Below are 17,269 nucleotides of genomic sequence, written 5' to 3' on the forward strand. Positions count from 1 at the left end.
GCCATCCGCCGCCCTACACTTCCGGCCATGTCACCGCTCACCCGCGCCGCCACGGCCACGCCGGGCCGGCGCCGCATCATGCATGCCGGCAGCCCCGGCATGATCCTGGGCGGACTGCTGCTGCTGGTCGGCTCGCTCATGCCGTGGGTGTCGACGCCGGTGGGACACCTCTCCGGAGCCGCGGGCGCCGGCCTGTGGACCCTCTGCGCAGGCACGATCGCCATCGCGGGTGCGCTGATGCCGTACCAGCGGGTGGCCTTCGCCCACGCGCTGCTGCCCGGCGCCGCCGCTGCCGTACTGGTGCTCTGGCAGCTCGCCCGGCTCATGCAGCTCAGCGCGAGCACGGACAGCTGGGGCAAGCTGCTGCCCGGTATCGGACTCGTTCTGGTCGGCGGCGCCGCGGTCATCCTGCTGCGCACGGCCCTGCGAATTCGTTCCGCCGGGTAGTTCTCGCCGGCCCGAAACACGCAGTAGGGTTCGCCCGTGGCCTCCTCCGGTGGACATTCGCCGTGGGCCGACCCCGACGAAGGGGGTCAGTGGGTTTCCGATCTCGGAGACGAGTACGACATGCCCACTGACGTCGACGCGGCCTTTCGCACCCTGCGGCGGGTCGCCGTCGGACACTTCATGGTGTTCCTCGGCGTGGTCGTCGCGGTGCCCGTCCTCACGCTGACCGTCGACTGGTGGTCCGAGGGCAGGCTGATCGGCGGGATGACGCCGAGCTTCGTGATGGCGGCGGTCGGGCTCTACGTCTTCTTCTTCCTCCTCGCGATCGCCGCATCGACCCTGTCGAACGCCGTCGAGGACCGCATGCTCGGTGATCCCGAGCCCCCGGACGGGGGTCCGACGACGCACGCCGAGCAGCGCGGTGACTCGCCATGAACGTGGCAAGCCTGCTGGTGCTCGCCGTACTGCTCGGCGCCGTGATCGTGCTCGGGCTGGTGCTGCGCCCCCGGCGTGCCTCCACTCTCGAGTTCTACCTCGCGGGCAGGCGGGTCGGCGTGATGACCAACGCCTGCGCGATCTGCGGCGACTACTTCTCCGCGGCGTCCTTCCTCGGCGTCGCCGCCGCGGTCTACGCCTCGGGTCTCGACGGTGTCTGGTACGCGACCGGTTTCGCCGCGGGCTTCGTGCCGGTGCTGCTCTTCGTCGCCGCACCGCTGCGCCGGTTCGGCGAGTTCTCCATCCCGGACTTCCTCGGCCGTAGGCTCGGCTCGGACCGGGTCCGGTTGGTCGCGGTCGTCGTCGTGCAGCTCGTGATCCTCTCCTACCTGGTTCCGCAGGCCGTCGGCAGCGGCATCACCTGGGAGCTGCTCGTCGGGGACGGCATCGCCGGCCTCACGCCGTACGCCACCGGGGTCGTGGTGTCCACCGTGGCCATCACCGCGCTGGTGATAGTCGGCGGCATGCGCGGCACCACCTGGACGCAGGCGGTGCAGTTCCTCTTGCTGCTTTCCGCTTTCATCTGGCTGGTCATCGTCGTGATCGCCTCCGGCTTCGACTATCCGCGGTCCGTCGCCGAGCTCACCACCGACCCGCTGGCGAATCCGGCCGAGGTGGACGGACAGTGGCGGCTGGAGGCCGAGTCGAACCGGCTCGAGGAGGGGGAGCTCGCGTACTTCGGGCATCCGGGCGGGCGCTACGGGCCGCTCGGTCAGATCACCCTGATCATCACGCTCATGCTGGGCACGGCCGGGCTGCCGCACGTGATGAACCGGTACTTCACCAGTCCGACCGGCACCGCGGCCCGGATGACGACGGTGTGGGTGCTCGGTCTCGCCGGGCTGTTCTACGCCCTCGCCGTGCTGCTCGGCACGGCGGCACGGTCGCTGATCCCGGGTGCCGCGCCGGATCAGCCGTGGCTGGCGGAGCTCACCGTCGACGGGGTGCTGCGGGTGCCAGAGCACGCACCGCTCGTGCTCGGGCGTCTCTACGGGGGTGAGGCCGGGCTCGCCGTCGTGGCGGTCGGGGCACTGGTCGCCGTGCTGTCCACGATCGCGGGGCTGCTCCTCGCGTCGGCGGCCTCGTGGGGGCACGACGTATACGAGCGCCACATCAACCCGAACGCCACCCAGCGGCAGGCCGTGTGGGCGGGCCGCGCGGCAGTGGTGGTCGTGGCCGTGCTGTCCGCCGCGCTCGCGCTGGGTCTGCGGCCCTACTCGCTGACGGCGCTCTTTCCCTCGATCGTCGCGACGATGGTGACCTGGGCCTTCGCCCTGGCCGGGTCGGCGCTGGCGCCCGTCTTCATCCTGGCGATCTGGTGGCGCGGCACCACCGCGCGGGGCGCGGTCGCGGGCATGACCGTCGGCGCGGTGACGGCGGTGGGCATGGTAGCGGCGGCTACCGTGATCGGTGACCGGAGCATCGGCGAACTGCTGCTGACGCCGACTGTGATCGCGGCCCCGCTGGCCGCGGCGGTGACGGTGGTGGTCTCGCGCCGCACCCATCCCCCTGCAGAGCTGGACCGGTTGTGGGCGAAGCTGCACGGGACCGCGGCCGATCGTCGTGCGGTACGGCTGGCCCGGCTGACCGTTACCGGGATCAACGGCCCGGACGGCGGGAAAGACTCGGAGAAGAAGCGATGAGAAACGGCAGCTTTCCGCTGGCGGCCGCGGTCGCGCTCGCCTGGGGAGTTGTCTACGTCTTCACCCAGGTGCTCGCCGATCCCCCGCTCGGCGTCGCCACCACCGTCCTGGTCGGCGTCGGCATCACCGTCGTGCTGACGATCGGTTACCCGTCGGCGTTGCGCGGGCCACGCAGCGCCCGGCCCGTCCGGCGGCCCGCCGGACGGCACGGCGGGCCGCTCGCCGCCGTCGGCCGGTCGATGCCACTGCGCTCGGGCCTGACCACGGAGGCGGCCCGCCGCGCGGTCCAGCTCCTGCATCCGGTTCTCGGCGGCGACTCCGTGGCGATCACGGACCGGGAACGGGTACTCGCCTTCCTCGGCCCTGGCTCGGACCACCACACGATAGGCGACGCGCCGCAGACGGACTCCTCGGCGAAGGTGCTCGCCCGCGGCCGGACGACGGTGGTGCGGAGCAAGGCGAAGCTCGGCTGCCCGCACCCGGACTGTCCGCTGCAGAGTGCGGTGATCGCTCCGCTCGCGATCGGCAAGCGCGTGATGGGGACGTTGAAGGTCTACCGGTTGGACGACATCCCACCGCCCCGTGGCGTGGTGGAGGGGCTGGCCGGAATCCTGTCGCTGCATCTCGAACTGGCCGAACTGGACCATGAGCGCAAGCTCGCGGTCGACGCCAAGCTCAACGCGCTGCGCGCCCAGATCAACCCGCACTTCCTGTTCAACACGCTGAACACCATCTCTTCGAAGGCCCGGACCGACCCGGAGGAGGCGCGCAGGCTGCTGCTGCGGCTGTCCGACTTCTTCCGCTACGCCGTGCGCCAGGACCGCCATCTCGTCGAGTTCGGCCAGGAGTACTTCTTCGTCCGGACCTACCTCTCGCTGGAGCAGGCCCGCTACGGCGAGCGCCTGCGGGTGCGTTACGACGTCGAGCCGCAAGTGCTCACGGCGCACGTCCCGGTGCTCACGATCCAGCCGCTGGTGGAGAACGCGGTCAAGCACGGCCTCGCCGACAAGCTGGACGGGGGTACGGTGACGCTGAAGGCCCGGGTCGATCCGCTGACCAGGACCACCTCGATCCGGGTGTCCGACGACGGTGTGGGCATGGATCCCGACGTGCTGGAGCGGCTGACCTCCGGCGCCGGTGCGGCGAACGGCGGAGTGGGGCTGCGCAACATCTCGGAGCGGCTGGAGACCCTCTACGGCGAGCGTTATCGTCTCGACATCCAGTCGCACTACGGTGACGGCACCATTATCGACCTGCGGATTCCGTTGGGGTGATCGGCATGCGCGCCCGTTGCCTGATCGTCGATGACGAGGCGCCCGCGCGAGCCGAGCTACGCTACCTGCTGAGCACGTTCGAGCACGTCCAGGTGGTTGGTGAGGCGACCAACGCGGAGGAAGCGCTGGTGCTCCTGCGTTCACTGGCGTACGACGTGGTCTTGCTGGACATCAAAATGCCGGGCGGCACCGGCCTCGATGTGGCCGCCGCGGTGCGCAAGGCGCCGAACGCGCCGAAGGTCATCTTCACCACCGCCTACCCGGACTACGCGGTGGCCGCCTTCGACGTGGAAGCCGTCGACTACCTGATCAAGCCGTTCGACGAGGAGCGGCTCGGCAGGGCACTCGACCGGGCGCTGTCGGGCAGCGCGGCCGAGGACGGCGAGCCGCAACCGCCTCCGCGGAACACGGCGCCGGATCCGCTGGGGCGCATCCCGGTCCAGCAGGGCGAGCGAACCGTGCTCGTCGACGAGTCGTCGATCCTCTACGCCAGCGCCGCGCGGGGATACTCCTACCTTCAGCTGTCCGGTGAACGGGTACTGGTGAGCTTCTCGCTGAATGAGCTGGAACGCAGGCTGAGCGGCCATTTCTTCCGGACCCACCGGTCCTATCTGGTCAACCTGCACCACGTGCGCGAGCTCCGGCCCGACTTCAACGGCGCGCTCGTGCTGGTGCTCGACGACCACCGGCGGAGCCGGGTGGAGGTCTCCCGCAGGCATGCCCGCGAGCTCCGGCGCCTGCTCGGACTGTAGGCGGGCCCAGCCGTAGGACTGGAACCAGGAAGGCGCGGCATTGCGCCTGGTCACCTCTCGGGAGTGTGCAGCCGGGTTAGAACACGGTTACTCACTCACGACCGGTGAGGGGCTGGTAGTCGAGTTCGAGGAAGTCCTCAACCTCGGGCACCCAGCGTTCGGCCACGAAACCGGTGTGCGTGGGGTGCGCGTTGTAGCGCGTGTAGGCCGCCTCGTCCGCGAACTCCATGGAGAAGCCGAAGTGGAAGGCGTTCTTGCCGCTGGTCTGCCGCAGTTGCTCGAAGCGCTCGACCCCGGGGATCTCGGCGAGCGCGAGGGCGGCGCGCAGGAACTCCCGCTCCTGCTCCGAGCCGGGAGCGTGCCGGAGCCGGAATGCGACGGTGTGGCGGATCATGACGTCACCTTAGCGTCGGCGAGCCCTTCCCCGGGCACAATGGCCGTATGACGATCACTTTCGGCGAAGACACCCGCAACCTTCTGGACGGACGGAACTTCGCCACGGTCTCAACCGTGGATCCGGACGGCGGGCCACAGTCGTCGGTCGTGTGGTACCGGCGGGACGGTGACACCATCCTGTTCTCCGTCACCAGCGACAAGCGAAAGGCCCGCAATCTGCGCAGGGATCCGCGGATCAGCGTGGCCGTCTTCGATATCGAGAACCCTTACCATTCGGTGGCGATCCGCGGCACCGCCGAACTGGTGGAGGACAGGGACAAGACACTGCCCACCGAGCTCGCGCACAGGTATCTGGGTGAGGACCCGCCCGCGGAGCCAGATGACGTGACGCGGCTGATCGTCCGCGTGCGACCGGAGAAGGTGTCCACCTTCTCGGTGTGATCAGTAACCGGCCCGCGGCGGTGTGCTGCCGGCGCTGCCGCGGGTCGCCTCCAGGCCGGTCATGAGCAGGTCCAGTCCGCGCGCGAACGTCGCGTCCTCATCCTCGGGTCCGAGGTTCGCCGCGAGGGTCGGATAGTCCCCGGCACGCTCGCGGATGTGCTCGTCGGCGGCGTCGCGAGCGCCGGGTGCGCCGATCTGCCGCCAGCTGGCCTCGGTCAGCGCCGAGCCGACGACATAGTTGGCGAGCGCATGCGCCGCCGCGACCAGGTCGGTTCCGGTGAACCCGGCCCGGGTCAGCGCGGCGTGCAGGAACTCGGTCCGCCTGAGCACGTTGGGCCCGAGCATCGGGCGCCCGATCAGGGCGGCCGACCAGGGATGCCGCAACATCGCCTCGCGCCATCCGGTGATCAGGGCGCGGATCTCGGCCCACCACTGCCCCTGCCCCGCCTCGGCGGTGGGCATCTCCACCTCGGCGAAGATCGCGTCCAGGGCCAGGTCGACGACGTCGTCCTTGGTGCGGACGTGCCAGTACAACGTCGTCGGTCCGGCACCGAGATGCTCGGCGAGCCGGCGCATCGTCAGCCGGCCGGCGCCTTCCGCGTCCAGCAGTGCCACCGCGGCTTCGACGATGCGGTCCCGAGTCAGCGGCGCATCACGGTACGCGCGGCTCTCCCGCAGCCACACGCTGCCCGGCACACCGTTGCTGCGCCCGTCACGGCCTCCGCCACGAAACGGCTTTGACTCATTCACGGCGCCCATCCTAGTATCTCGCTCGATCTCTAGACCAACGTTCGAGAAGAGGAACGATGTACGAGACACCGATCGCGTTCGCGTCGGTGCACCTGACGAGCCCCGGGGGGCGGTAGCGATGGCGCATGTGGCGGCCACCGACCTCAGCTATGCCCTGCCGGACGGCAGGATGCTGCTCGATCGCGTGTCCTTCCGGGTCGGCAGCGGCGTCACCGCGGGTGTCGTCGGACCGAACGGAGCGGGGAAGACGACCCTGCTCCGGTTGATCGCCGGGGACGTCCGGCCCAGTAGCGGGGAGCTCGCCAGCAGTGGCGGGCTCGGAGTCATGCGGCAGTTCATCGGGGACCTACGAGATCGCAGCACTGTCCGGGACCTGCTGCTGTCCGTGGCGCCGGCCCGCGTCCGCGCCAGCACGGCCGCTCTGGCCGCCGCGGAGACGGCACTCGCCGATCTCGGTGATGAGCCGAGCCAGCTCAGGTACGCCACGGCACTGAGCGAGCACATCGACGCGGGTGGCTACGAGATCGAGGCCACCTGGAACGCCTGCACCACCGCCGCCCTCGGAATGTCGTTTGACCAGGCGGCCGACCGCGAGGTGACCACGCTCTCCGGTGGCGAACAGAAGCGGCTGGCGTTGGAGGCGCTGCTCCGCGGCCCGGACGAGCTGCTGCTGCTCGACGAACCCGACAACTACCTCGACATCCGCGGCAAGCAGTGGCTCGAACACCGGCTACGGGCCAGCACGAAGACCATCCTGCTGGTGTCCCACGACCGCCAGCTGCTCGCCAATGCCGCTGATCGCATCGTCACGGTCGAGGACCGCGACGTCTGGGTCCACGGCGAGGGATTCGCGACCTACGCGCAGGCCCGCCGGCACCGCATCGACCGGCTGGACGAGCGCCGCCGCCGGTGGAACGACGAGCACCGCAGGCTCACCACGCTGGTCCGCACACTGCGCCAGACCGCCGCGCGCAACGACTCCGTTGGCTCGGCCTACCGCGCCGCCCGGACCCGGTTGGCTCGCTTCGAGGACGCCGGACCGCCGCAGCGTCCGCCCAGGGAGCAGAACATCAGGGTTCGCCTTCGCGGTGGCCGCACGGGCAAACGTGCGCTGATCTGCGATCGGCTGGAGCTCCCCGGGCTGGTGGCTCCCTTCGACCTGGAGGTGTGGTTCGGCGAGCGCATCGCGATCCTGGGCTCCAACGGTTCGGGCAAGTCGCGGTTCCTGAGCCTGCTCGCGCAGAGCCCACCGGTCGAGCAGCCCTCGATTCGGCACAACGGGAACGTTTCCCTCGGCGCTCGCGTGCTACCCGGACACTTCGCGCAGACCCATATCCGGCCGGACCTGCACGGACGCAGACCCGCGGACATCGTGATGGCCGACTGCCGGATGGAGCGCAACGACGCCATGTCGGCACTCGCCCGGTACGAGATCGCGCCGGCCTGGAACCAGCCGTTCGAGTCCCTGTCCGGCGGACAGCAGGCGCGACTGCAGATCCTGCTGCTCGAACTCACCGGGGCGACCATGCTCCTGCTCGACGAACCCACCGACAACCTCGATCTGGCCAGCGCCGACGCGCTGCAGCACGGACTGGGGAGGTTCAGCGGCACCGTTCTCGCCGTCACGCACGATCGCTGGTTCACCGCCGGCTTCGACCGCTACCTGGTGTTCGGCGGGGACGGTCGCGTCCGCGAGACGGACGAACCCGTGTGGACCTGACGTCGGCCTGCCGCACCGGCAACCGGCGGCGCCGCTCGAAACACCCGCATAACCTCCTCACCTTCGGGCAATACCAGGGCCGGTGGGGGAACACGGTGACCGACGAGGAGGCGTGATGAACGAGCAACGGCAGGGGGCGCCGGAGCCGGCGTCGCCGACACCGGAGAAGGACCGCGAGGAGTGGGTCACCGGTGACGAGCCGATGACCGGCCCGCAGCGTTCCTACCTGCACACGCTGGCGCAGGAGGCGGGCGAAGAGGTGCCCGACGACATGAGCAAGGCCCGCGCGTCCGAGCTGATCGACGAGCTCAAGCAACGCACCGGTCGCGGGACCTGACGGACGCGGCGCCCGGCGGGCATCGTCGCCGGGCGCCGTGGGTATCCGAGGGCGATGACGACTTCTTCTCCGTTCGAACCGAACCTCGACCCCGACCGCGATGTCATCCCCGCAGCCGACCCGGGCCGGGGCGCACCGGAACCGGCGCCCGGTTTCGGCCCGGTCGAAGGCGACGAGCCGGAGGACGACCCAACGCAACAACCGGACCCCACGGAGCCGGACGCCGACGAGTGAGCGGCGCCGCGCGCCCCCCAATGTGGCGTCAGGTGCGTTGAACGCACCTGATGCCACATTGGGGCATGCGTGCGCGCGTTGGCAGTACCGCCTGTTGGCATCGCCACATCATTTCGGGTCCCTGCCTGGCGGGAGCCGGTCTCGTCGCTGAGCTGAGCGAGCAGAGGCACGGTCGCCGTTCAAGCGCCGAGGACCCTCACGTAACGTGAAGGTGTGACTTCTCCAGACCGGTCCTCGGTTTCCCGTCCACCTGCTTCGCCGGCCCCGGACGCTCTGCGCGTCATCGCGCTGGGTGGGCTCGGGGAGATCGGCCGGAACATGACGGTGTTCGAGCATGCGGGCAAGCTGCTCATCGTGGACTGCGGGGTGCTCTTTCCCGAGGAGCACCAGCCCGGCGTGGACGTGATCCTGCCGGACTGGTCGGTGATCCGCGACCGCCTCGCCGACGTGGTGGCCGTCGTGCTGACCCACGGCCACGAGGACCACATCGGCGGCGTCCCGTACCTGCTGCGCGAGCGCCCGGACATCCCGCTGATCGGCTCGCGGCTGACGCTGAGCTTCATCGCCGCGAAGCTGGCCGAGCATCGGATCCGGCCGGTGCTCACCGAGGTCAGCGAGGGCGGCACGCTCAGCACCGGTCCGTTCGACCTCGAGTTCCTCGCGGTCAACCACTCGATCCCGGACGGCCTGGCCATCGCCATCCGCACCGCCGCGGGGCTGGTGCTGCACACCGGCGACTTCAAGATGGACCAGTTCCCGCTGGACCGCCGGATCACCGACCTGCGCGGCTTCGCCCGGCTCGGCGAGGAGGGCGTCGATCTGTTCCTGACCGACTCGACCAACGCCGACGTGCCCGGGTTCACCACCGCCGAACGCGAGCTCACCCCGGCCATCGAGACGGTGTTCCGCGACACCCCGCGCCGGGTGATCGTGTCCAGCTTCGCCAGCCATGTGCATCGCATCCAGCAGGTTCTCGACGCTGCCCACGCGCACGGCCGCAAGGTCGCCTTCGTCGGCCGTTCCATGCTCCGCAACATGGGGCTGGCCACCGAACTCGGCTATCTCCACGTGCCGGACGGGCTCGTCGTCGACGCCAAGACGATGGACCGGCTGCCCGCGAACAAGGTGACCCTGATCTGCACCGGCTCGCAGGGCGAGCCGCTCGCCGCGCTGTCCAGGATGGCCGCAGGCACCCACTCGATCAGCGTCGGCGACGGCGACACCGTGCTGCTGGCCAGCTCCCTGATCCCGGGCAACGAGAACGCCATCTACCGCGTCATCAACGCGCTCACCAGCCTCGGCGCGAACGTGGTGCACAAGGGCAACGCGAAGGTCCACGTATCCGGGCACGCCAGCGCCGGCGAGCTGGTCTACTGCTACAACATCGTGCAACCCTCCAACGTGCTCGCCGTGCACGGCGAGGCCCGCCACCTGCGCGCCAACGCCGAACTCGCCGTCAGCACCGGCGTCGCCCGCGACCGCGTCCTCATCGCCGACAACGGCCACGTCATCGACCTGGAGCACGGTCGCGCCGGCATCACCGGCAAGGTGGACGTGCACAACGTCTACGTCGACGGGCAGACTGTCGGCGGTGTCACCGAAACCACGCTCGCCCAGCGCCGCCAGCTCGGTGAGGAAGGCATCCTCACGGTGATCACGCTCATCGACACCGATACCGGCCGCCTGGCCGAGGACCCCGACATCATCACCCGTGGATTCGAGCACGACACCTCCGCACTCCCGACGCTCACCACCGCCATCGACAAGGCGCTCGCCGGCGCCGCCGAGCACAGCGTCACCACGATTCCCAAGCTCGAACAGCTCATCGCCAGGGAAACCGAGAAATGGGCCCGCAAGACCTACCGCAGGCAGCCCGTGGTCATCCCTGTCGTCATCGAGGCTTGATCGAGGGGAGCTCTCATGCCGGCGCAGTCCGGCCGGAACGGATATGCCGGACATGGCCGCCGTACGGGTAACGGATCGGCAACGGCCCCGCTCAGGGCCGGGATTCGCAATGAACTAGCCTCGGGCGCAACCGGGTAAACCGCCTGAGCTCCCCACCGTCTGCGGTCGGTTCAGCTGATGCCACCACGTTGCGTCAGTTTTCCGCTCCGTCGATCGCGTGGACATTCGACGGGAGGAGATCGTGTGACTGACGACGGACAGGGCCTTGGCGCGTTCAACGCGGCGACCGGCCGGGGGCTGGAGAGCGACCACGGAAAGCCGCGGTACCTCAAGTACCAGCGAGAGCTCATCCGGCCGCACTGCGGGCGCAGTGTGCTTGAGGTCGGGGCCGGGCTCGGCGAGTTCGCCGACGGCTTCACCGGTGCCGACCGCTACGTCGCGACCGACGTGGACCCCGGCGCGGTACAGAGCATGAAGGAGCGCTTCGCCGACCGTCACGAGATCGAGGTGCAGCAGTTCGACATCGACGGCCAGTCGACGCTCGCCGAACCGGTGGACACGCTGATCGCGATCAACGTGCTGGAGCACATCGAGGACGACACCGACGCTCTGCGCCGGCTCTCCGACTCGATCCGCCCTGGCGGGAACATCGTCCTCTTCGTCCCCGGCTACCAGCAGCTCTACGGCGAGTTCGACCGCAAGGTCGGTCACTTCCGCCGGTACACACCCGGCACCGTGACCGAGGCGGCCGAGGCCGCCGGCCTGTCCGTGCGGCTGGCCCGTCCCGTCAACTTCCTCGGCGCCTTCGCGTGGTGGGCCGCGGTGCGCAAGGGGGGCGCCGGGGCACCGAACCGCAAGCTGGTCGCCATCTACGACCGGCTCGTCGTACCGGTGACCAAGGCCGTCGAGAAGGTGGTGAGGGTGCCGTTCGGCCAGTCCGTGCTGTGCGTGGCCCGTAAGCCGGACGGTGCGTGACGGGTCGTTCACGCCCGCTCAGCCCGGCTGATCCGGTAGTGGGAGCCGCAGGGTCAGCAGGTAGAAACCGAGCGTCTTGCCGTGGCCGTCGAGGATCGTCGATCCCGTGACGCCACCGGCGAGCACGCCCGGCAGGCGGAACACGAACGCAGGCAGGCCGGGTACGACGTGTCGCCGCACCTGCCCCGTGACCACCGGACCGAAGTGCTCCCGCACCACCGCCGCGGTGAGCTCGCGGTCCAGTAGCCGGAACGCCGCCGCGTCACGGGGAAGGACGGCGAGCATCAGGGTGTCGCCCTTGTCCCCCGCGCGGACGTCCGCCAGTTCGTCCAGGCTGATCCGGCTCATCGGGGCTCCAGGAACCGCACCGCCGCGGCCACCTGCGCACGGCTGATCAGGCACGACCGCACCACGACGACCTCACGGCGGTCCTGCCGCGCGCCGCCACCCCCGGCCGGACCATTGGTGTACAGGGACTCCACTTCCCAACCCACGGCACCGGCGAGCTCCGCGGTGGGCACCCGGGCCGACACCCGGAGCCGCACCTCCGCGGGCTCGGGCACGGCGAGCAGGCCACGGAAAGCGGCGGCCGCACCGATGAACTCGGTCTCGATCGCGCCTGCGGCCAGGCCGTGCACGGACACCAGGCGCTCGCGGACGATATCCGCCGCCAACCGGGCGCGGTCGAGGCAGCGCGGACCGGCGTAGCTGATCTGCCCCTCCCCCAGCCAGCCGCCGCGGAAGCCGAGCGTCACCTTCAGCTCCTCCGGGCGCGGGCGCCCGGTTGCTCCCCGCGCCCGGACCTCGTCCCGGGCGGACTGCCCGAAGGTGACCCCGGTGAAGTCCGCGACCACATCGGGAGTCACGTAGGCGGCGGGATCGTCCACCTCGTAGAGGAGCTGCTCACCACAGGTCCTCGGATCGAGGCGGCCACCGGATCCGGCGAGCTTGCCCAGCACGGCCATTCCGTTCCGGTCGACGTCCGCGTAGGGAAAACCGAGCCGGGCCATGCCGGGTACCGGCTTGGTGCCGGGATCCGCGAAGTAGCCGCCGGTCAGCTGTCCGGCGCACTCCAGCAGGTGGCCGACCATCGTGCCCCTGGCGAGCAGATCGTGCTCGCCGGCGCCCCAGCCGAACTCGTGCATCAGCGGCCCGACGTAGAGCGCCGGGTCGGCGAGCCGTCCCGTGATGACCAGGTCCGCTCCCCCGTCCAGCGCCTCGGCGACGGGTTCCGCGCCCAGGTAGGCGTTGGCCGAGATGAGCTCGTCGGCACAGCCGGACAGCCGCTCGCCGGTCTCCCAGACCACCGGGTCGAGGCGTCGCACCGTGTCGAGGACGTCGTCACCGGTGACGATCCCGATCCGCGGCGGCGGCAGGCCGAGCTCCCGCACCACCTCGGCCGCCCGCGCACCGGCCGCCGCGGGGTTGGCCGCGCCCGAGTTGGTCACCACCGCGGTCCCCGACGACCGGCACGCCGGCAGCACGGCCCTCAGTCGGGCCCCGAGCAGCGGGTCGTAGCCGTCGTCCGGGTCCCGCAGCCGCCGTGCGTGGCCGGCCGCGACGGTGCGCTCGCCCAGGCACTCGAAGATCAGATAGTTCAGGCTTCCGCGGCGGGCCAGATCCACCGCCGGGTCGATCCGGTCGCCGGCGAAACCGGCACCCGCCCCCAGCCGCACGGTATGCGGGGTCATGCGGACCACAGCGGGACGGCTCCGGTGGCCATGGCGACGGCCAGCATGACGAGGCCGACCAGCCAGGCCCAGCCGAGCAGATGCCGGATGTGCCTGCCGATCTCCACTCCGCTGAGCCCGACGAGCAGGTAAAAGGCGCCGGTGAGCGGGCTGATGGGGAACCCGACCGTCTCCTCACCGAGCAGCGAGGCCTGCGCGATGGCGGCCCCGCTGACCCCGAACTGCTCCCCGACGCCGATCAGCACGGGAAGAACTCCGAAGTAGTAGGCGTCCGGGCCGAAAAGCAGGCTCAGCGGCACGCCGAGGATCCCCACGATCAGCGGCAGCGCGGGGGCCGCCGCCCCGGGGATCGCCTCCGCCGCGGTGGCGGCCATCGCGTCGATCATGCCCGTACCGTCCAGCACTCCCAGGAACACCCCCGCGGCCAGCAAGGTCGTCGCCATCAGCATGGCGCCCCGCGCGTGTGCCTCGATCCTGTCGGTCTGCCGTTTCAGGCCCGGGTAGTTCACGACCAGGGCGATGACGACGGCGACGAGGAACAGCAGCTCCGCCGGAGCCACCGCGGCGATGAGGCAGCCGATCACGGCGATCGTGAGGGCGACGTTGAACCAGAGCAACCTGGGCCTGCGCAGGTCACCGGCCGGATCGTGCCCGGCCGCTGCCGGATCGCTGTCCCCAGGGAGCCCCGGAGAACCGGCCGAACCGCTCGCAGGCACGCCGCCCGCTGCCACGGCAACACCGTCCTGGACCACGCCCGGCCGGTCCACGGCGAGCCTGCGCGCCTCGCGCCTGCCGAGGAACCACGCGATGCCCAGGACCGTGGCGACCCCGGCGATCTGGGCGGGGATCAGCGGGACCCACAGGTCGTTGACCGGCACACCGGTCGTCGTCGCCGCGCGCGCCGTTGGCCCGCCCCACGGCAACAGGTTCATCACCCCGGCACCCAGACCGACACAGGTGGCGAGCACCAGCCTGCGCATCCCGAGCCGGTCGAAGATGGGCAGCATGGCGGGGATGGTGATCAGGAACGTCGTCGCCCCAGCGCCGTCGAGGTGCGCCGCGCAGGCCAGCGCCGTCGTCGCCAGGCAGACGGTGACCGGTGCGTTCCCGGCGAAGGCGACGATCCGGGAGATGACCGGATCGAACATGCCGGCATCCCGCATCACTCCGAAGTAGACGATCGCGAAGACGAACATCGTGGTAACCCCGACCACGTCCCCGAGGCCGGACGCGGCGAACTCCCCTACCTCCGCGGGACCGAACCCGGCGACGAGGCCGGTCACGACCGGAACACCCGCGAGTGCCACGACCGCCGCGACCCGGTTGGTCAGCAGCAGCGCCAGGATCGCACCGACGGTCAGGAACCCCAGTGAAGACAGCATTGTCCGGGCCCTCTCACGAGACGACAGAAAGCGGGTAACGCCGAGCGCCGGCACCGGCGGTCAGCCCGGCCAAAGTGTGCGGCGGGCCGCACCTGGCGTCCAACATTGATCGGACATAGATTGATGCTGTATGAGCATTGATCTGGCCGTGCGGCACCTCCGCGTGATCGTCGCCGTGGCCGACGCGGGCGGCTACACGGCCGCCGCGCACACGCTGCACACCGCGCAGTCCTCGTTGAGCCGGACCGTGCTGGAAGCGGAACGCAGGCTGGGCGTCCCGCTGTTCGAACGCACGACGAGACACGTCCGGCCGACGCCCGACGGAGAACACTTCCTGGCCATCGCCCGCAGGCTGCTCGCGGAGTTCGACGCGGCCCTCAACCATTTTCAGGGCTACCTGGACGGCACCCGGGGGTCGATCGCGATCGCGGCACTGCCCTCCCTCGCCGCGACCGTACTGCCGCCCGTACTGTCCGCGTTCCGCGAGGACCGGCCGCAGGTCGCCGTCACCATCCACGACGGACTCTCCCGTGAGGTACTCGACCATGTGGTCGCCGGGTCGGTCGACATGGCCGTGACCGTGGCTCCCACCGTCCCACCGTCCTTGCACGCCGAGCGGATCGCGGTGGACCGCTTCGTCTGCGTGTTCCCGCCCGGCCACCGGTTCGGCCGGCTCGACCGGGTGGCGTGGCAGGACCTCCGAGGCGAGCCGTTCGTCGCGTTCGACCACAGCACAAGCATCCGCTCCTATGTGGACCAGGTGCTCGGCGACCAGGACATCGAGCTGGGACCGGTCACCGAAGCCCGCAACATCGGCGCCGTCGCGGGCCTGGCCGCCGCGGGGCTCGGGGTGTCGATGGTGCCGGCGCTGGTGCTGCCGATGATGCGGTTCGCCGGGCTCCGCCGGCGCACCGCGACGGACCCCGTCGTGGAGCGGGACGTCTGCCTGGTCCACGACCCGCGGCGTCCCCGGTCCCGCACCGCGCAGGGACTGATGACGACTCTCGGGCAGGCGGGTGCGCAGGGACTGACGCTGCCGAGCGGCGCCAGGTGGGCGGGCGGCCCGAGCCGTCCTGACCGGTCCCGTTCGGCGCCGTGAGGGCGTATGCTGCGCTCCTGAAGGACAGGAAGGCCCGCATGACGGCATCGCTGGTCACCGAACGGCTCATCCTGCGGCCCTGGAGCGTCGAGGACGCCCCCGCGGCACTCGACGTGTACGGCGACCGCGCGGTCTCGCGCTGGCTCAGCCCTGCCCTGGACCAGGTGGCCGATCTTCCCGCGATGCGGTTGGTGCTGCAGCAGTGGATCGCCGAGGATGCGAGGACGATCCCGCCGGCCGGCCGCTGGGCGATCGAGCGCAAGGGCGACGGGCGCGTCATCGGCGGCGCGATACTGCTCCCCCTTCCGCCGCGCAACGAGGACCTCGAGATCGGCTGGCAGCTCCACCCGGACTGCTGGGGCCACGGCTACGCCAGTGAGGCCACCCACGCACTGGCCGACTGGGCCTTCCGGCACGACATCGACGAGTTGTTCGCCGTCGTCCGCCCCGGCAACACCAGGGCCGCCGCCACCGTCCGCCGCAACGGCATGGAGTGGGTCGGTGAGACCGACAAGTACTTCGGCCTCACGCTGCAAGTCTTCCGCCTGCGCCCGGCCGACCTCGACCGCCCGGCCGCCGCCGCCGACTGATCCGAACCCGGCCACGAGAGGGAGCGTTCTCACCGCGTAACGTGGCGTGCTATGGACACCCAACCCGATGTCAGCTGGGCATTGCGGCTGGGCCTGGCCGGATACGTCCGGGCAGTGGCAGTCGCGGCGGACATCCCGCACGACGGTACGGGCTTCGAGATCAGCGACACGGCCACGGCCTATCTGGGACTCGCCGGACGCTGGGCCGAGCACCCCGGGCACGACCTGATGCTGGTGTGGAACGAACGGCACGGCTGGTCCGTCGCCGTGGAGACCGACCCGGCCGAGCAGCCGGTCGTGCTCGCGCACCTGGGCGGCACCGATCCGGTGCCCGACCCGCAGGTCGTCGCCCGGTTCGTCGCCGACGTGGTGGCGGGGCGCTGGAGCGAGCGGGCCCGCCCGGAGTTCCCGGCCGCGGAGAACCGCGGTGAGCTGTCCAGGCGGTTGGGCCGTTACGCGACCTGACGAGAGTTGGTGGGCCGTGGAGCGTGTCGAACGCCGAGCGGTATAGGTCGTTATACATCTACCGATCGCCTGCGGGTGAAAGACCACCGGAAACGAACCTCGCCCCCTGTAGCGGACCACGCACACGAATCAGTACGATCGGAAGCACGGTTGAGCCGTCAGCCGGTCGAGGCGAGATCTGTGGTCCATCGATCGACGTTCCGCTATCCCGCGAGCTGACGGCGTTATGGCTGTCACCACTCGTCCTCGACGCCTTTGCCGCAACCTGGACGGTGGGAGAAACCGTGTCCGACGCTCTGTGCATCACCCGAAACACCACCGGCGCCGCCGTGGTCGTCGCCGTGTCCGGCGACGTGGACCTGACCACCGCACCCCGCTTCGAGGCCGCCCTGGTCGCGGCGTGCGACGAGGCCGGTACCGCGAACACGATGATCATCGACCTGACCGCAGTCTCCTTCTTCGGCTCGGTCGGCATGAGCCTGCTGATCGAGGGCCACGAACGGTGCCGCCAGCATGGCCTCGACCTGCGGGTTGTCGCGGACGGGCGCACCGTGCTGCGTCCGCTGCAACTCACCGGACTCGACCGGGTCCTCGACATCGTTCCCGCGGCGGACGGTGCCTTCGTACCGGGCAACGAGGATCCGGTGCGGTAACCCGTACCGCCCGCCGGCGG

General features: G+C 70.4%; 20 protein-coding genes. 15 read left to right on the plus strand and 5 right to left on the minus strand.

Annotated features, from left to right (window positions below):
- Window positions 1-27 precede the first annotated feature (27 nt).
- The 5 genes from JAP66_RS18185 to JAP66_RS18205 all read left to right on the plus strand — a co-directional run bounded on the left by JAP66_RS18185 (window position 28) and on the right by JAP66_RS18205 (window position 4,611).
- The gene (locus tag JAP66_RS18185) at window positions 28-447 is read left to right on the plus strand and encodes a hypothetical protein (protein WP_235999126.1); all 420 of its coding nucleotides are present in this window, start codon (window positions 28-30) and stop codon (window positions 445-447) included.
- A gap of 120 nt (window positions 448-567) precedes the next feature.
- Complete coding sequence (locus JAP66_RS18190; RefSeq protein WP_199432981.1) at window positions 568-882, plus strand: hypothetical protein; 315 nt, start codon at window positions 568-570, stop codon at window positions 880-882.
- Complete coding sequence (locus tag JAP66_RS18195; RefSeq protein WP_199432982.1) at window positions 879-2,585, plus strand: sodium/solute symporter; 1,707 nt, start codon at window positions 879-881, stop codon at window positions 2,583-2,585. Before JAP66_RS18190 ends, JAP66_RS18195 begins: the two co-directional genes overlap by 4 nt.
- Window positions 2,582-3,859, plus strand: coding sequence for a sensor histidine kinase (locus JAP66_RS18200; RefSeq protein WP_199432983.1), 1,278 nt, complete (start codon window positions 2,582-2,584; stop codon window positions 3,857-3,859). Before JAP66_RS18195 ends, JAP66_RS18200 begins: the two co-directional genes overlap by 4 nt.
- 5 nt (window positions 3,860-3,864) lie before the next feature.
- The gene (locus JAP66_RS18205; protein ID WP_199432984.1) at window positions 3,865-4,611 is read left to right on the plus strand and encodes a LytR/AlgR family response regulator transcription factor; all 747 of its coding nucleotides are present in this window, start codon (window positions 3,865-3,867) and stop codon (window positions 4,609-4,611) included.
- A gap of 91 nt (window positions 4,612-4,702) precedes the next feature.
- On the opposite strand, the gene JAP66_RS18210 is transcribed toward JAP66_RS18205, so the two are convergent.
- Window positions 4,703-5,005, minus strand: coding sequence for a Dabb family protein (locus JAP66_RS18210; protein ID WP_199432985.1), 303 nt, complete (start codon window positions 5,003-5,005; stop codon window positions 4,703-4,705).
- Window positions 5,006-5,052: 47 nt separating this feature from the next.
- Between JAP66_RS18210 and JAP66_RS18215 the strand changes: the two genes are divergently transcribed.
- Window positions 5,053-5,448 carry a PPOX class F420-dependent oxidoreductase gene (locus JAP66_RS18215; protein WP_199432986.1) on the plus strand — a complete coding sequence of 132 codons (396 nt, stop codon included), beginning with the start codon at window positions 5,053-5,055 and terminating at the stop codon, window positions 5,446-5,448.
- Here the strand turns inward: JAP66_RS18215 and JAP66_RS18220 are convergent, their stop codons facing one another.
- Complete coding sequence (locus JAP66_RS18220; protein WP_307849611.1) at window positions 5,449-6,198, minus strand: TetR/AcrR family transcriptional regulator; 750 nt, start codon at window positions 6,196-6,198, stop codon at window positions 5,449-5,451. It lies immediately after the preceding gene.
- 118 nt (window positions 6,199-6,316) lie between these two features.
- On the opposite strand from JAP66_RS18220, the gene JAP66_RS18225 reads away from it, so the two are divergent.
- The 5 genes from JAP66_RS18225 to JAP66_RS18245 all read left to right on the plus strand — a co-directional run bounded on the left by JAP66_RS18225 (window position 6,317) and on the right by JAP66_RS18245 (window position 11,369).
- Window positions 6,317-7,918, plus strand: a complete 1,602-nt coding sequence (locus JAP66_RS18225) for an ATP-binding cassette domain-containing protein (RefSeq protein ID WP_199432988.1) — start codon at window positions 6,317-6,319, stop codon at window positions 7,916-7,918.
- 115 nt (window positions 7,919-8,033) lie between these two features.
- Window positions 8,034-8,255: a DUF3072 domain-containing protein gene (locus JAP66_RS18230; protein ID WP_199432989.1), complete on the plus strand. Its 222-nt coding sequence runs from the start codon at window positions 8,034-8,036 to the stop codon at window positions 8,253-8,255.
- 54 nt (window positions 8,256-8,309) lie between these two features.
- Entirely contained in the window at window positions 8,310-8,489 is a 180-nt protein-coding gene (locus JAP66_RS18235) for a hypothetical protein (protein WP_199432990.1), read from the plus strand.
- Window positions 8,490-8,702: 213 nt separating this feature from the next.
- A complete protein-coding gene (locus JAP66_RS18240) occupies window positions 8,703-10,394 on the plus strand; it encodes a ribonuclease J (protein ID WP_199432991.1) in 1,692 nt (563 codons plus the stop codon).
- A gap of 243 nt (window positions 10,395-10,637) precedes the next feature.
- Window positions 10,638-11,369, plus strand: coding sequence for a class I SAM-dependent methyltransferase (locus tag JAP66_RS18245; protein WP_307849612.1), 732 nt, complete (start codon window positions 10,638-10,640; stop codon window positions 11,367-11,369).
- Window positions 11,370-11,387: 18 nt separating this feature from the next.
- On the opposite strand, the gene JAP66_RS18250 is transcribed toward JAP66_RS18245, so the two are convergent.
- Genes JAP66_RS18250 through JAP66_RS18260 form a run of 3 tightly spaced genes read right to left on the minus strand, consistent with a single transcriptional unit; the run spans window position 11,388 to window position 14,442 of the window.
- Window positions 11,388-11,717: an AtuA-related protein gene (locus JAP66_RS18250; RefSeq protein ID WP_199432993.1), complete on the minus strand. Its 330-nt coding sequence runs from the start codon at window positions 11,715-11,717 to the stop codon at window positions 11,388-11,390.
- Complete coding sequence (locus tag JAP66_RS18255) at window positions 11,714-13,060, minus strand: acyclic terpene utilization AtuA family protein (RefSeq protein WP_199432994.1); 1,347 nt, start codon at window positions 13,058-13,060, stop codon at window positions 11,714-11,716. Before JAP66_RS18255 ends, JAP66_RS18250 begins: the two co-directional genes overlap by 4 nt.
- The gene (locus JAP66_RS18260; RefSeq protein ID WP_199432995.1) at window positions 13,057-14,442 is read right to left on the minus strand and encodes a CitMHS family transporter; all 1,386 of its coding nucleotides are present in this window, start codon (window positions 14,440-14,442) and stop codon (window positions 13,057-13,059) included. Before JAP66_RS18260 ends, JAP66_RS18255 begins: the two co-directional genes overlap by 4 nt.
- A 130-nt stretch (window positions 14,443-14,572) precedes the next feature.
- Between JAP66_RS18260 and JAP66_RS18265 the strand changes: the two genes are divergently transcribed.
- The 4 genes from JAP66_RS18265 (at window position 14,573) to JAP66_RS18280 (ending at window position 17,249) form a co-directional block, all read left to right on the plus strand.
- Complete coding sequence (locus tag JAP66_RS18265) at window positions 14,573-15,541, plus strand: LysR family transcriptional regulator (RefSeq protein ID WP_199432996.1); 969 nt, start codon at window positions 14,573-14,575, stop codon at window positions 15,539-15,541.
- A 38-nt stretch (window positions 15,542-15,579) separates the two neighbouring features.
- Window positions 15,580-16,131 carry a GNAT family N-acetyltransferase gene (locus tag JAP66_RS18270; RefSeq protein ID WP_199432997.1) on the plus strand — a complete coding sequence of 184 codons (552 nt, stop codon included), beginning with the start codon at window positions 15,580-15,582 and terminating at the stop codon, window positions 16,129-16,131.
- Between the two features lie 51 nt (window positions 16,132-16,182).
- Complete coding sequence (locus tag JAP66_RS18275; RefSeq protein WP_199432998.1) at window positions 16,183-16,596, plus strand: DUF6292 family protein; 414 nt, start codon at window positions 16,183-16,185, stop codon at window positions 16,594-16,596.
- A gap of 284 nt (window positions 16,597-16,880) precedes the next feature.
- Complete coding sequence (locus tag JAP66_RS18280) at window positions 16,881-17,249, plus strand: STAS domain-containing protein (RefSeq protein ID WP_199432999.1); 369 nt, start codon at window positions 16,881-16,883, stop codon at window positions 17,247-17,249.
- Window positions 17,250-17,269: the final 20 nt, after the last annotated feature.

Source organism: Qaidamihabitans albus (assembly GCF_016464705.1).
In the GTDB taxonomy this organism is placed as follows: domain Bacteria; phylum Actinomycetota; class Actinomycetes; order Mycobacteriales; family Pseudonocardiaceae; genus Qaidamihabitans; species Qaidamihabitans albus.